Here is a 15,628-nt window from a genome sequence, read left to right on the forward strand (position 1 = left end):
CTATTCATGACTAAACCTGATCACGCCCGACTCGACCGCGTCGTCGCGGAGGCGCGTAAACAAAGCGAACTGCGCGAGGCGGGGTATCGCGAGCGCGCACTCAAACTCTATCCCTGGATCTGCGGGCGGTGTGCACGCGAATTCTCCGGGGTGCGCCTGCGCGAGTTGACGGTGCACCACAAGGATCACAATCACGACAACAACCCGGCCGATGGCAGTAACTGGGAGTTGCTCTGTCTGTATTGCCACGATAACGAACATTCGCGCGTGCTGGAGGAGGCAGGGCGACACCGTTCCGCCGACCAGCAAAAGCTGGCGACGCACAATCCTTTCTCAGCCTTGCAGGGCCTGCTGAAAAAATGACGGTATCCGGAAGGTCAGCCCCCGCATCATGTTAAGCAAACTCAATACCGAGCAGCGCGAAGCGGCCATGTACCTCGACGGCCCGCTGCTGGTGCTGGCGGGGGCGGGCAGCGGCAAGACGCGTGTCATCACCCATAAGATCGCCTATCTGGTGGAGGAATGCGGCTATGCGGCGCGCAATATTGCGGCGATCACTTTTACCAACAAAGCGGCCAATGAAATGCGGGAGCGCGTATCGCTGCTGCTGCCGGGGAAAAGCGCCAAAGGGCTGGTGGTCAGCACCTTTCACTCGCTAGGGATGACGATACTGCGCGCCGAGGCGAAACTGCTGGGATACAAGCCGCAGTTCTCGATTTTCGATTCGAGCGATACCTTCAAAATCATCAGCGAACTGACCAATTCGGGCGACAAGCAGGAAATACGCGATATACAGACACAGATTTCGAACTGGAAATCGGCCTTTGTCGCGCCGGAGCAGGCCGTGGTGGTAGCAGACAGCGCAGACGCGGAAGCCTACGCGCGGATTTATATGCGCTATCAGGAAACACTGCGCGCCTATCAGGCGGTGGATTTTGACGACCTGATCCATCTGCCTGTGCTGTTGTTCAAAGATCATCCCGAGGCTTTGCTGCGCTGGCAGCATAAGTTGCGCTATTTATTGATCGACGAATATCAGGACACCAACGATTGCCAGTATCAGTTGACCCGCTTGCTTGCGGGCACGCGTGCGGCCTTTACCGCCGTGGGCGATGATGATCAGGCGATCTATGCGTGGCGCGGGGCGAGCATCGAGAATCTGCACAATTTGCGCACCGATTACAGCCAGTTGCGCGTGATCAAGTTAGAGCAGAATTACCGCTCCTCGCAGCGCATTTTGAAAGTGGCCAACGCGCTGATCAACCACAACACCAAGGTGTTCGAGAAAAAGCTGTGGAGCGATCACGGCATCGGCGATCCGATCCGCGTTTATGCCGCGCGTGACGACGAGCATGAAGCCGAGAGCGTGGTGATGAAGCTGGTCACGCACAAGTTTGAGAATCAGGCCAAGTTTTCCGATTATGCGATTTTGTATCGCAGCAACTATCTGTCGCGGGCGTTCGAGGAGCAGTTGCGCGCGCAGCGCGTGCCCTATACCGTCAGCGGCGGTACCTCGTTTTTCGACAAGCCCGAGATCAAGGACATTACCGCTTATCTTCGTTTGATCGCCAACCCGGACGACGATCCGGCTTTCATCCGCGCCATCACCACCCCTAAACGCGGCATCGGCAATGCCACGCTGGAGAAGCTGGGCAGCCATGCGGGCCTGCGTCACATCAGCCTTTTCGAGGCGGCGTTCGACGTGCAGATCGAGCAGTTGCTGCCCCCTCGTCAGTATGAAGATTTGATGGTTTTTTGCAGGTTTATCAACCGGCTGGAGGATAGGGCCGAATCCGACCCTTGTGGCGAACTGCTCGATGAACTCTTGCGCGCGATCAACTACGAAACCTGGCTGTACGACTCGTCCGATGCGCGTCAAGCCGAGAGTAAGTGGAAGAACGTCGAGGATTTTATCGGCTGGCTCAAGCGTAAATCCGAAGCGGATGAAAAATCCCTGATTGCCATGGTGCAGACGATCGCGCTGATCAATATGCTGGAGGGCAAGGATAAGGAGCAGGAGGCGGTCTCGCTCTCGACCTTGCATGCGGCCAAGGGGCTGGAGTTTCCCCATGTGTTCATCATCGGTGCCGAGGAGGATATCCTGCCGTTCCGCGACAGCGATGCAAAAGGCATTGAGGAGGAGCGCCGCCTGATGTATGTCGGCGTGACCCGTGCCGAGCGCACGTTGCAGATCAGTTACTGCAAGCGCCGCCGGCGCGGCAAGGACTGGGCGCTGTGTGAGCCGAGCCGGTTTTTAGAGGAAATGCCCCAGAGCGAACTGGTTTTTGCGGGCGGTCATGCGGAGGCGGTTCAGGTGGTGACGAAGGATGAAGGCATGGATAAACTCGCCAGATTAAAAGCGATGCTGGCGAAACCGGTAGCCGAATCATGAACACGCCGACTGAATTGCGGCAGGCAGCGCTTTTCTGGCTGTCAGAGCCGGATGCACAGCGCAAGGCGGCGGGTGTGCGGGCGCTGGCGGTTAATTGGGCGTCGGGCGCGCTACAACTCAATCGCGAGGCGGCATTGACTGCGACTTTGCCTGTGCCGGGGATGCCGGTGAAACCTGAACTGGTGGCACCCAGGCTGGTTAAACACCGCTCGATGACGACGCTGGAGGGGCGCGCGATTTTAATTCATGCACTGGTGCATATCGAATTTACCGCGATCAATCTTGCGCTCGACGCGATCTGGCGCTTCGCTGGCATGCCGCCTGATTACTATACCGACTGGTTGCAGGTCGCCGATGAGGAGGCGCTGCATTTTTCGCTGTTGTCCGGCCATTTGAAGACGCAAGGGCATGTCTACGGCGATTTTCCCGGTCACGGCAGCTTGTGGGAAATGGCCGATAAAACGAGGTTCGATGTGCTGGCCCGTATGGCGCTGGTGCCGCGCACCATGGAGGCGCGCGGGTTGGATGTGGTGCCCTCGTTGCGCGACAAACTGGCGCAGGCAGGCGATGCTGCCGCTGCCGCGATTATGGATATTATTTTGCGGGACGAAATAGGCCATGTCGCGATAGGCAACCGCTGGTACGCCTACCTTTGCTCGGCGCGCGGTCTTGATCCTCTGGCGGCTTACAAGGCGCTGGCGATAGAGCACGCCGCCCCCGTGCTGCGCGGCCCGTTTAATTTGCCGGCCCGGCGTGCAGCGGGCTTTAGTGAAGCGGAGTTAGCCGCGTTCTGACGGTGATTTTCAGGAGGGGTATTCAAAAACAAGTGCAACATTATTCAGAGAAAAATGTTGCATGGGAAATTGATAGTATCCCTGTGAAGTCTGCATTGCCGAGGTATTCTCATGTCATGGGTTTAACCCGCGAAATAGTCAACTGTACAGGTCGTGCTTCATAGAGCGCTTATGTTTTTCGATATCATTATCAAGGGAGCGTCTTGCGCGTTATTTAGTGTTGATCTGACATTAAAATGCAACCTGTCTGACATATTGTATTGATGATTCACATGTGGGGATTCATTGAGGTTCGAGTGTCATCGTGCATCAGGTGAGTTCGTCCGGCTGCCGGTGTTGTTTTTATCTGAAAGTTAATTATATGCATTTTGAAAAACCAAGCCGGTTTGTATTGGTCTGTGCATTATTACACCTCTGTGATTTGACGATGGTGGCTCATGCTGAGACGACCGGTGAGGAACAGGCTTCGGCGCATGTGCAGTTTACCTATAACTGGCAGTATCATCCGGCCTATCGTGCTACGTACTCCGGTCCGAACAGCATTATGGCGGCATCAGAAAAAATGTACACGCTTTCCATGACCGGTTTTTTCGGATTTCGTCCCTGGCAAGGCGGCGAGCTGTACTTTAATCCGGAAGTCGCGCAGGGCGTGCCGTTTTCGACCAATCTGGTGGGGTTGGGCGGATTTACCAACGGTGAAATTACCCGTGCCGGTGGCACGAATCCCGTTCCGTACCGGCAGAGATTTTTTTTGCGCCAGACCTGGAATCAGGGTGGTGAGTCTGAGCGTGTCGAATCCGGTTTGAATAATCAGATGGCAGGTTGGGTTGATAACAATCGTTTTGTTTTGACGCTGGGCAATTTCTCGACACTGGACGTATTTGACCCGAATAGTTATGCCAAGGATGCGCGTACCCAGTTTATGAACTGGGGTAACTGGACCTATGCGGCTTATGACTATGCGGCCGATGCGCGCGGCTTCGGCTGGGGCTTTGCGGGGGAATGGTATCAGGATGAATGGGTGGTGCGATTTGGCCGCATGACAGGCCCGCGCCGTCCCAATGAATTACCCGTCGACTGGGCCATCGGCAAACACTATGGCGATCAGATCGAAATCGAACATGAACACAGCTTGGGCGGTCATCCCGGTAAGGTGAGGGTGCTGGGCTGGCGTAATCGTGCGGTCACGGCCTCCTTTGCCGATGCGCTCGCGTGGCTGAATGCACATCCTGGGGCTTATGCAGGTCCGGATGCGCTGTTTGCCGTGCGCAATTCGGAAAAAATAAAATACGGTCTGGGTGTGAATGTGGAGCAGGAAATTAACCAAAACACGGGTTTTTTCCTGCGCGCCATGCAGGCTGACGGACGCACGGAAACTTATGCGTTTACCGAAGTCGACGGCTCGCTGTCAACCGGTATGCTCGTTAAGGGGAATGCATGGGGGAAGCCCGATGACTGCATCGGTGTGTCACTGTTGCAAAACACCTTGTCTGCCGATAGGCGCAATTTTCTGGCTGCAGGCGGCACGTCGTATTTTCTTGGTGATGGCAAGCTGAGTTATCGTCCAGAGAAAATTTTTGAAGGTTATTACAGCTTTGGACTCACCAAAACTACCTGGTTGACCGCCGATTATCAGCAGATACAGAATCCCGCCTACAACGCCGATCGCGGGCCGATGCAGGTCTATGCGCTGCGCCTGCACGCAGAACTTTAAACGATTTTTTCTGGTTGTGACCTGTGCTGCGGATACTCGGCGCGGGGTTTTAGAAGTCCTGCAGATTATCAATAATTACAGTAGAATCGGCAGGGTCATTTTGACCGCTTACAACTTGTTTGAGATTTTTAAGGCATGAACCCGATGATGGAATTGACGCTGGCTGACATCATGAACCGGCAGGTGCGCCATGTGTTGCCTGATTGCACGATAGGCGATGCGGCAAAACAGATGAATGATGCGCGCATGTCTTCATTGCTGGTTATGTCAGATAATACGCCGCTTGGGATTATTACCGAGCGTGATTTATTGCGCCACTTGAGTGCACATACCAGTCGTCAAACTCCGGTCTCAGAGATCATGAGTCATCCTGTGCTGACAGCTGCGCCGGATACCGGTTTTACCGCGGCCTATTCTCAGGTTCTCAACCACCATGTTCGCCATCTGGTTGTGGTGGATGGCAAGGGGGGCGTCATCGGTCTTGCCAGCGAAACTGATTTTAGAAATCATCTGGGCGCAGATTTACTGCGTAAACTCGACGATTTGCAGGCCGTCATGGATCACAAACTTCCCCAGTTGCGCCCTGAAGATAAACTCAGTGATGCGGTCGCCATGATGTTGCAGGACCGTACTTCTTATGCGCTGGTGGTCGAAAATGGCCTGCCGCTGGGAATTTTGACCGAGCGGGATATGGCCGGCTTGTTTGTCAATGGCGCCCCTGTTGAGGGAGTGAGCTTGCGCGAGGTGATGCATTCGCCTGTGCTCACCGTGTCGCATCAAACCCCTGTGTTTGAAATGGCAGGACTGATGCAGGCGAGTCGCTATCGCCACCTCGTCGTCGTCGATGATGCCGGACTCGTGCTGGGAATGGTAACGCTGCACAAGCTGATGGCGCGTATCGCGGCGACTGTGATGAATGAGGAGACTTTGCGTCGTCAAGAGTCGCTTGAGCACTCTATGCATCATGCCGAATCGCAATTGAGATTGATCGTTAAGACTATTCCCGATCTGATCTGGCTCAAGGATGTAGAGGGCGTTTACTTAAGTTGCAACCCGATGTTTGAGCGTTTTTTCGGTGCGATTGAGGCGGATATCGTCGGCAAAACAGATTACGATTTTGTCAGCCGTGAGCAGGCTGATTTTTTCAGGGCGCATGACCGAGCGGCGATGCTGGCCGATAAACCCAGCATCAACGAAGAGTGGGTGACCTTCGCCGATGACGGGCACCGTGCGTGCTTAGAGACAACCAAATCACCGATGTTTAATGCGGTGGGTCAACTGATCGGCGTGCTGGGTATTGCGCATGACATTACCGAACGTTTGGCAGCGGCTAAAAAAATTGAACGGCTGACCCAGCTTTATAATGCCCTCAGTCAGTGCAATCAGGCGATCGTACATTCCAGTTCAGAGGCGGAACTGTTTGCGCAGATATGTCAAGATGCCGTGCGGTTCGGTGGTTTAAAAATGGCCTGGGTGGGTGTTGTGGATCATGATACGGGGTGGATACGTCCTGTCGCGAGTTATGGCGATGGTATGGATTATCTGCAGGGCGCACAGATGTCGGTTGATGAGGCGAGTCCCTTGGGGCGCGGACCGACGGGTACGGCGATACGTGAAAATCGTCCTGTATGGTGTCAGGACTATCAGCATGATACGGCCACGCGGCCCTGGCATCAGATTGGTGCGTCCTACGGATGGGGCGCTTCGGCAGCCTTGCCTTTACGTCGCAACGGGGTGGCGATAGGTGCTTTTACACTGTATAACTCGGACATCAACGGTTTTGACGATGAGTCGCGCACCTTGCTCACCGAGATGGCAACGGACATCAGTTTTGCGCTGGATAATTTTGAGCGTGAGACTTTGCGCAAGCGCCTCGAATTGCAAATCGAGAGCGAGCGTTCCGTGCTCGAATCTCTGGCTCGCGGTGAGTCCTTGCCTGCAGTGCTCAAACAACTGGTTTTGAGCTTTGAGGCGATCTATCCGGGTATGTATTGTTCGGTGCTGTTGTTAAGTGCTGACGGGAAACGCCTGCTACATGGTGCTGCAGCCAGTTTGCCTGATGCATATTGTGAGGCGATTAACGGTGCGCTTATCGGTGAAAAGGTAGGCTCGTGCGGTACGGCCGCTTTTACCTGCAAAACGACAGTGGTGTCTGACATCGCAACCGATCCGCTCTGGCAGGACTACAAGGCACTGGCGCTCGCTCACAATCTTGCCGCCTGCTGGTCGGTGCCGATACTCTCAACCAAGGGGCAGGTGCTGGGGACTTTTGCGCTTTATTATTCGAAGTCGCGCAGTCCGATGGCTGACGAACTGGCGGCGTTGGAGCGCGGAGCACATCTGGCGAGTCTTGCGATCGAACGTGCGCAAACCGGTGCCTGGTTGAACAAACTCTCGCAGGCGGTAGAGCAAAGCCCGAATAGTATTGTGATCACCGACTTGAATGCCAACATCGAATATGCCAATGATGCGTTTGTTAAAACGACGGGTTACACCCTGCCCGAGGTGATGGGCAAGAATCCACGCATCCTGCATTCTGGAAAAACCACGGTTGAGACTTACGCTGCGATGTGGACCCAGTTAAATTCTGGTCAGATGTGGCGGGGAGAACTGATTAACCGTCGCAAGGACGGTACTGAATACGTTGAGCTGGCGCGAATTTCACCGTTGCGTCACACTGACGGGCGCGTGACGAATTACCTGTCCATCAAGGAAGATATCACCGAGCAAAAGCAGGTCGAGGCGCGCATCAGGCAACTCGCGCATTTTGACTTGCTGACCGGTTTGCCTAATCAGACGCTGTTAAAGGACAGGGCAGGATTTGCGATGCAAATGGCACAGCGCAGCGCTCATCATCTGGCTGTCTTGTTTTTGGATATTGATCATTTCAAAAATATCAACGATACGCTGGGGCACCGTATTGGCGATGAGTTGCTGGTTCATCTGGCAAAACGGATGAAACTGCTGTTGCGGGATGAGGATACGTTGTCCCGTTTTGGCGGCGATGAATTTATTCTGGTGTTGCCGGATACGGATGCGGATGGTGCGGCGCATGTGGCCGAAAAAATACTCGAGACCGTTGCGAAGACCTGTTACATCGAGCAGCACGAGCTGGTTGTAACCCCCTCAATCGGTATTGCCATGTACCCTAGTGATGGCATGGATTTCGATAAACTGTACCAAAGCGCCGATGTGGCCATGTATCGCGCCAAGCAGGACGGGCGCAACAATTTCAGATTCTTTACCTCTGAGATGCAGGCGCGTTCGGCCAGAAGATTGCTGCTGGAAAATGCCTTGCGACAAGCTTTATCGCGTAATCAGTTTGAATTGCACTATCAGCCGCAGATTTCCATGCAGGACGGAAAAATTGTCGGTGCTGAAGCCTTGTTGCGCTGGTATCACCCGGAGCTGGGGAGCATTTCTCCGGCCGAATTTATTCCTGTCGCTGAGGAAAGCGGTTTAATTCTGAGCATAGGAGAGTGGGTATTGCGCACCGCGGTGCAGCAGGTTAAGCGCTGGCAGGATGCGGGGCATCCACCGGTTACGGTTGCCATCAATTTGTCTGCGGTGCAGTTTCGTCAGGCACGCTTGTCTGAACTTGTCATGCAGATACTCCATGAGGCTAATTTGGCGCCGCATTGGATTGAGCTGGAACTGACCGAGAGTGTTGCGATGGACAACCCGTTGGTCGCCATCGGGGTGATGAATGATTTGCACGGGTGCGGTATTCGCATGTCGATTGATGATTTTGGTACCGGCTATTCCAGCTTGAGTTACCTTAGAAAATTCAAGGTCAACAAGCTCAAGATTGACCAGTCCTTTGTGCGCGATTTGGCTGACGATATCGAAAGCCGGGCCATTGTGACCGCCATTATTACACTGGCCAGCAGTATGGGATTTCAGACCATCGCCGAAGGGGTGGAGACGGCCGGGCAGTTGGCATTTTTGCGTTTGCAAGGCTGTAATGAGGTTCAGGGGTATTATTTCAGTCGGCCGCTTACAGTTGCTTTGTTCGAGGCGTTTGTGCTCGGACACGCTGAAATTCCCTGAATTTTCGCAATACCGGCAGCTTTGACTTGTCAGTAGTGCCTCAATCTTGCTATTGTCGCGGGTATTCTAGGATAGCGCCTGCGCGTATTAATCCGCTTCATAAGGTACTGCATGTCATCCACTTTTAAATTTCGTTTGGTCGACAACGACAGCGAAGAATATCTCGCTCAGTCTCAGGCGATACAGGAAGCCCGCGCGCATCAGGAAGCCGAGATGCAGGCGGGTTTTACGGCCCAAGCGCGAGCACGCGCCGAAGCACATGGACGCGCCATCGCTCAGGCGCGCGTTCGTATGGAAATGGAGTTGATTGCTCAGCTCGAAGCGAAGTGCCAGGATGAGACCCGTTTGTCGGAAGTCGCGCAGGAACGGCTCGAAGTTGAAAAGCAGTTATCCCATGAATTGCGCGAAAAACTGCTCGCTGAAATGCGTTTGCAGGAAGAAAATCAGGCCAGATTGCGCGCTGAAATTCAGGCGCAGGAAGCGTTGTCGCAACGCGTCGAATCCGAACAAATCGCCCGTGCGGCCGCAGAAAATAAAATTCGCGCCGAAAAGGAGTTGCAGGCTTTAATTTCCAGGCAATATCAGGCGGAACAGAATTCCTTGCAGCGTGCCGAGGCGGAAATTCGCGCGCTTCGGGTGGAGACCGAAAAGCTTGAGGCTCAAGTTGAGCAAGAAGTCGGTGAACGCATGCGCGCTGAGCAGTTGCAACATGCGCAGGCGGCTGAAAAGCTGGAAATTGAAACGCGCTTGAATGAGGCTGCTCGCTTACGCGTTGAAAACGAAGCAGAGGAGCTGCGACTGGCACGGGTACGCGCCGATATCGATCAGCATGAAATGGCGCTGATTGCCAAGCGTCTCGACGCCGAGCGGGGTGCGGCAAAAGCGGCAGAAAACCGCAGCAGACTGGAGCAGCAGGCCGCAACGCTTGCACAGGAAAAAATCACCACCGACCACACGATTGCACGCGTGCTGCAGGAGAAAGTCAGTCAGGAGCAGAAGGTTGTCACGCTGCTTGCCGCCAAGCTCGATACCGAACAGATTGCCAAGGAAGCTTTGCAGGCCAGAGTCAGTGCCGAGTCGCTGGCGCTGGCGGAGGTCGAAGCTAAGCTCAAAGCCGAACGCGATGCAGAACAGGCGGCGCTGCTGCGCGCCAGTACTGAACAATTAGCGATTGTCGCGGCGAATCAGCGCAAACAGGCTGAAGAGCAAATGCGTCTGGAAGCGGAAGCCCGCGTACAAACCGAGCGTCAGGCGTATAAGGCCGCTCGCCAGCATACACAGGCGGAACTCGATGCTCGCAGCGAAGCGGAACGCAAACTGCGGGCTGAGGAAGAGGTAGCCCGTTTGCTGCAGGAACAAGCAGACGTCGATAAAAAGCTGGCCGACCAGCAGGAGCAAACGCAGGCAAGTCTGTTGCAGGCGGTGCGCGATGCGAATGAAAGGCTCAATAGTGAAAGTTTAGCCTCACAGGCTGCGGCACAAAAGCTCGCCACGGGCCGTGATCAGCTGGTATTTGCCCAGCAACGCGCCGAAACCGAAATCGAGGCGGCTCAGGCGCTTGAATTGCAGTTGCAAACCGAAGCGGCTGCCATTGCGATTGCCAGCGAACGGCTGCTCGCCGCAGAAAAGGCGCAACAGGCCGCAGAAGAAAAAGCACGCATTGAGAGCGAGTTGCTGGAAACAGCACGGCAGTGTGAGCAGGCTGAACGCTTGGCTGAACAGCAGTTGCGCGAAAAATATCAGTTACAGAATGCGGCATTGCAGGCGGCTCAATTGCGCGCAGAAGCGCTGGCGCGCGAAAAATTGCTGGTCGAGCAAAACTTACAGGCCGAGCATAAGCTGATTGAAACTGCGGCGGAAAAAGCGCAGGCCGCGGAACTTGCGAATGAAGCGGCCGTGCGGCGCGCACAAATTGAACTCGAAGCGCTGCATACGGCGAAGATTCAGTTGGAAACAGAAACGCGAGCGATTGCTCAAATCGAAGCGACGATGGCCGCGCAGTTGCAGGCAACTGAAGCGGACAATCTGCGCATCGAAATGGAGGCGCGTGCACAATCGGCCGCCCTGACGACGCTGGAATTGAACGAACAGGCGAATCGCGATGCCGGGGCGCAGGAACTGGCTGCGGTGCGCGCCCTGAATATTGCCCGGTTGCGCGCTGAAACGGAAGCGCGGGCGTTGAAGCTCAAAGAAGATCTGATTCGCGCGGAGGCAATGGCGACGGCGGCGTTGAAGAAGCAGATGGATGATGCACAGTTGCTGCATGAGGAAACTGTGCAGCGCGCCGAGCATATGGTGGCGCGTCGTATTCAGGAAGAGCAGCGTGCCACAGCGCTTGAAGAAGAGCGTATTCGCAGCGAAGCTCGTGCGTCTGTCGCCGCAGCGCAACATGCCCGCGCCGAGCGTGCGGCTGTTGAGGCGGCCATCGAGCGCGAGCAGATCGCGCTGCAACTGGTCGGGCAGGAACAGTTGCGCGAGGCCGAAGAGCGTCAGTTGCAGTCACAGATGGTGTTACGTGCGACCTTAGAGGCTGAAGCGGTTGCCGCCTTGCAGGCAAGGCTCGCCGCCGAGCAACAGGCGTGCGAGGCTGAGCAGGAAAAAATAGCGGCAGCGCAACAGGCGACGTCAATTGCTTTAGCGCATGAAGCGGCACAGCGTCAGTTGGCGTTGGCTCAGCAGGAAAAAAACAGCAGTGAAGCGGCCGCCGTTGCGGCTATGAATCATCTGGAGGCGTTGGCGGCTACGGCAAGGCAGGTGGCCCAAGAGCGCGAGCAGATGGCGCAGCGTTTGGCCGAGCGCGAACAGCAGCGACTGGCCGAAGAGCGCGAATTAAGTGTGCAACTGGAAAAACGGGTTGACCTTGAAATGGAGGCCGCCGAGTCTGTCAAGGTGCGCCTTGCCACTGAGCAGTTGGCCTGCGAGGTACAGCAGGAAAAAATTAAGGCGGAGCAGCAGGCGCGCGAGTTAGCGGCTGCGCGTGAGGCTTCTGAGCGTGAACTGCTGGCGGTTGAGCAGGCGTTACTGCGCAGCGAAGAATCGGCTGTGCAGATCATGCAGGAGCGCACCCGCGTGGCAGAAGAAGCCCGGGTTGCGGCACAGCAACGTGAGCTGGCTGCGCAGCTTCTGGTTGAGCAGGAACAACAGCGGCTGGCTGACGAGCTTAGATTGCAGGCTGAAGTCGAACGGCGTGCAGCACTGGAAGCGGAAGTGGCTGTTGCAGTGGCGGCGCGACTGGCAGCTGAAGAGCAGGCAACCGATGCCGAACAGCTCAAAATTCTTGCCGAGCATCAGGTACGCGCATTGGCATTGGAGCATGAAGCGGCACAGGGGCTGCTGATTGAGGCCGCGCAGGAAAAGATGCGTCTGGAAGAGCAAGTCGTTGCGGCTATCAATGGGCAGGTGTCCCAAGCTCAGCAGTTGAATGAGCAGGAGGCCGCACGACTGGCAGGTGAACTTCAATTGCAGGAACAAGGTGAGCTGCGTGTTGCGCTGGAGGCCGCTGCCGCTTCTGCCGTATTGGCACGCTTGGCTGCCGAAGAAAAGGCCTGTGAGCTCGAACGGGAGAAAATTTCGATAGCCCAGCTGGCGCGCAATCGTGCACTGGAAGCTGAAGCGGCGCATGCGCGGGCAATCGATGCTGAACAGGAACAGATGCGCTGCGAGGATTTGGCGCTTGCCGCAGCTAAGTTACATGTTCAGACAGCAGAAGAGGCCGCGCTGAGCGCTCGTGCGCGCGAGCAGCTAGCGTTGCAGATGCAGGAGCAGGAGCTGCTGCATCTGCAGGCTGAGCAACAACTGCAGACGGAAGTCGCGCAGTGTCTTGCGTTGGAGGTGGAAGCGGTTGCGGCCTTGCAAGCGCGCCTTGCATCCGAGCAGCGTGCGGGTGAGCTGGAGCAGGAAAAAATTAATGCACAGCAGCAGGCGCACCAACTGGCTGTGGCGCGTGAAGCGGCAGAGCGTCAGGCTATTGCCGTTGAGCAGGATGCAATCCGTATTGAAGCATCTGCGATCGTCGCAGCCCAGCAGCAGCGTGAACTGGCCGAGCAGGCCAGACAAGTCGCGTATGAACGCGAACAATTGGCATTGCAATTGCGCGAGCAGGAACAGCAGCGCTTATCCCATGAGCAGCAGTTGCAGGCGCAACTGGAGCAGCATGCGGCGCTTGAAGTTGTAGCTTTTGAAGCGCTGCAGGCGCGACTGGCGGCGCAAACCCTGGCCTGTGAAGCTGAACAGCTCAAGGTCGTGTTAGAGCAACAGGCGCAGCAATTGGCACGCGATAATGAAGCGGCATTGCGCCATGCGGCGGATTTGGAACAGGAGAAAATCAATCGTGAAGCAGCGGCTTTAGCCGCCACGCAGCAACATATTCAGATATCGGAACAGGCCAGGCTTGCGGCGATCGATCGCGAACAGCTGGAGCATCAGCTGGCCGAGCAAGCCGCACGCCAGTTAGAGCTCGAACGCATTTTGCAGGAGCGGGCTGCATTGCAGGCGTCTTTGGCTGATGCTGCCGAGCGTGAGACGCAGGTCCGGATTGACGCGGAGCAGCGTGCATGCGAGGCGCAACAGCTCCAAATTGCGGTCCAGCAGCAGGCGCAACAGATGGCGCTCGAACATGATGCAGTCATGCGTCATGCGGCGGATTCCGAACAGCAAAAAATCGCCAGTCTGGCGCTCGCTTTGACAGCTGAGCAGCAGCGCATTGAGATTGCAGAGCAGGCACGTTTGGCTAGTCTTGCGCGTGCGGAGTTGGAAAATAAGCTTGCCGGGCAGGCAGCGCAACAACTCGAACTAGAGCGTAATCTGCAGGCTCAACAGGAACTCAGTTTGTCACTGGCTGAGGCCGCAGCGCGCGAGACTGAGAGCAGGATCGATGCAGAACAGAGAGCAGCTGATGCAGAACGGCACAAAATCGCCGCTGAGCAGCAGGCACAGCAAGTTGCCTGCGAACAGGAAGCCGCATTGCAGCAGGCATTGGCTGCGGAGCAGCAGAAAATGGTTGCTGACGCACTCGCTTTGACCGCAACACAGCAGCGCATTGAAATGACAGAGCAGGCTAGACTTGCGGGCGTTGAACGCGAAGCGCTGGAACAACAGCTGGCAGCGGATGTCGCACGTCAGCTGGCGCTCGAACAGGATTTGCAAGCGGGTATCGCGCAGCAGCGAGCACTGGCACTCGCACTTGAGTGCGAATCAGCGGCCAGAATTGAGGCGCTGCAGCGGGCGAACGAGATTGAGCAGAGCAAAATTGCAGCCGAGCAGGAGGCGCTGCGCTTGGCCCATGCGCATGAGCAGGTCAGGCGTCGCTTGGTCGCGGCTGAGCAGGAAAAAAATCGCCGTGAGGAATTGGCCATACGGGCGGTCGGTGAACATGAGCAGTTGATCCAGACGATTACGCAGGCGGCCATCGAGCGTGAGCAACAGGCGCAGCAGTTGCAGGAGAAAGAGTCGCTGCGACTGGCTCATGAGCGTGAGTTGCAGGTATTGCTCGCTGAGCATATTGAGAAGGAAGCCGCCGCTGCAGAGGCCGTACGTGCTGAACAATTGGCGCTGCAATTGGCTTGTGCTGCCGAGCAGGAGAAAATTGAAACGCTCAATCAGGCTGTACAGTTGGCGCAGACGCGTGTTGCACATGAGCGTGAGGCGCTTCTCGTTGAACAGGAGCAGGTTCGTTGCGAGTCTGCTTTGATGGCTGCTGTTGAAGAGAGAGCGAAGATTGCAGAGGCTGCCATTGAATCGGTGAAGGCGCGCGAGCAGATAGAGAACCAGCTCGCGCGTGAAGCTCAGTTGCAAATCGAGCGTGACCGGATGCTGGAGGAGCGTTTGGCCTATAAACAAACCATGGCGGAAAATGTTGCTAAGTCACGGCAGGATCGCATTGACGCCGAGCAGCGTTTGATCGCGGGCGAGCAGCACAAAGCAGAGGTTGAGCGGCAGGCAATGATGGATGCGGAGGAGCGTCTGAACTTATTGCGCATGCAGGCGGAGGAAGCGGCCGAGATCGCTGCGCAAATCAGCGCACAGCGTGAGGCGCTGCAGCAGCGGGCAGTGGAGGCGGAGCGGGCTAAAGCTCAGGCTGAACAGCAGGCGCTGCAAGAGGATGCTGAGCGACTGGCGTTAATTGAGCAGGCAGCGCAAATTGCTCAGCAACGGCAACAGGAGCAGCAGCAGTTGCGGCTAGAGCAGCAGTCGCGCCTTGAGGCTGAAGCGCTGCTCTTGTCGGAGACAGCGCAGCGAGTGGCGGCGGAACGCGAGGCGTTTGAGGCGGTGGCAGTGCACATGACGGCTGAGCAGCGTGCAACGGTTGAAGCGCAGGAAAAGATCGCGCTTGAAAAACAGGCAGCCGTCCATGCGCAGCAGTTAGCCGAATATGATGAACAAAAAAATATGGCCTTGCGCAGCTATGTCGAGCAAACTCGCATCGAGTTGGAGCCATACTACTCAAAGGCTCAGTTACAAAAAAGAAGGCTGTTTGTTAAGGTGGGTGTGTTGGCCGGAGGGGGCTTGCTTGCAGCACTGCTGGGCTGGCAGTTATTGAATACTCGCAATGCGACGCCAGCCAGGCTTGTCAAAGCTGTGCCACCCAAAGCGTTTGAGGCTGATGAAGCATCGCTTCAATTAGGCTCACTTAAACTCTCCAAACAATTACAGCAGAAATAACGGCGACCACAGGCCGCG

General features: G+C 56.0%; 6 protein-coding genes. All 6 read left to right on the forward strand.

The window, feature by feature from the left end:
• The first annotated feature begins 6 nt into the window (after window positions 1–6).
• The 6 genes from GALF_RS05620 to GALF_RS05645 all read left to right on the forward strand — a co-directional run bounded on the left by GALF_RS05620 (window position 7) and on the right by GALF_RS05645 (window position 15,610).
• Window positions 7–363 carry a YajD family HNH nuclease gene (locus tag GALF_RS05620; protein WP_013293095.1) on the forward strand — a complete coding sequence of 119 codons (357 nt, stop codon included), beginning with the start codon at window positions 7–9 and terminating at the stop codon, window positions 361–363.
• A gap of 28 nt (window positions 364–391) precedes the next feature.
• Window positions 392–2,392, forward strand: a complete 2,001-nt coding sequence (locus GALF_RS05625; protein ID WP_013293096.1) for a UvrD-helicase domain-containing protein — start codon at window positions 392–394, stop codon at window positions 2,390–2,392.
• Window positions 2,389–3,186 (forward strand): ferritin-like domain-containing protein, encoded by a 798-nt coding sequence (locus tag GALF_RS05630; RefSeq protein ID WP_013293097.1) that lies wholly within the window; start codon window positions 2,389–2,391, stop codon window positions 3,184–3,186. Before GALF_RS05625 ends, GALF_RS05630 begins: the two co-directional genes overlap by 4 nt.
• A gap of 427 nt (window positions 3,187–3,613) precedes the next feature.
• Complete coding sequence (locus GALF_RS05635) at window positions 3,614–4,900, forward strand: carbohydrate porin (RefSeq protein WP_150102578.1); 1,287 nt, start codon at window positions 3,614–3,616, stop codon at window positions 4,898–4,900.
• 135 nt (window positions 4,901–5,035) lie between these two features.
• Entirely contained in the window at window positions 5,036–8,950 is a 3,915-nt protein-coding gene (locus GALF_RS14885; RefSeq protein ID WP_050752476.1) for an EAL domain-containing protein, read from the forward strand.
• 111 nt (window positions 8,951–9,061) lie between these two features.
• On the forward strand, window positions 9,062–15,610 hold the full coding sequence (locus tag GALF_RS05645; RefSeq protein ID WP_013293100.1) for a coiled-coil domain-containing protein: 6,549 nt from the start codon (window positions 9,062–9,064) through the stop codon (window positions 15,608–15,610).
• Window positions 15,611–15,628 lie beyond the last annotated feature (18 nt).

Origin of the sequence: Gallionella capsiferriformans ES-2, from assembly GCF_000145255.1 — a bacterium.
In the GTDB taxonomy this organism is placed as follows: domain Bacteria; phylum Pseudomonadota; class Gammaproteobacteria; order Burkholderiales; family Gallionellaceae; genus Gallionella; species Gallionella capsiferriformans.

Excerpts from the sequence above, each read along its gene's own strand:
- GALF_RS05620 (WP_013293095.1), top strand. The coding sequence starts at position 7 with ATGACTAAACCTGATCACGCCCGACTCGACCGCGTCGTCGCGGAGGCG.
- GALF_RS05625 (WP_013293096.1), top strand. The coding sequence starts at position 392 with ATGTTAAGCAAACTCAATACCGAGCAGCGCGAAGCGGCCATGTACCTC.
- GALF_RS05630 (WP_013293097.1), top strand. The coding sequence starts at position 2,389 with ATGAACACGCCGACTGAATTGCGGCAGGCAGCGCTTTTCTGGCTGTCA.
- GALF_RS05635 (WP_150102578.1), top strand. The coding sequence starts at position 3,614 with ATGGTGGCTCATGCTGAGACGACCGGTGAGGAACAGGCTTCGGCGCAT.
- GALF_RS14885 (WP_050752476.1), top strand. The coding sequence starts at position 5,036 with ATGAACCCGATGATGGAATTGACGCTGGCTGACATCATGAACCGGCAG.
- GALF_RS05645 (WP_013293100.1), top strand. The coding sequence starts at position 9,062 with ATGTCATCCACTTTTAAATTTCGTTTGGTCGACAACGACAGCGAAGAA.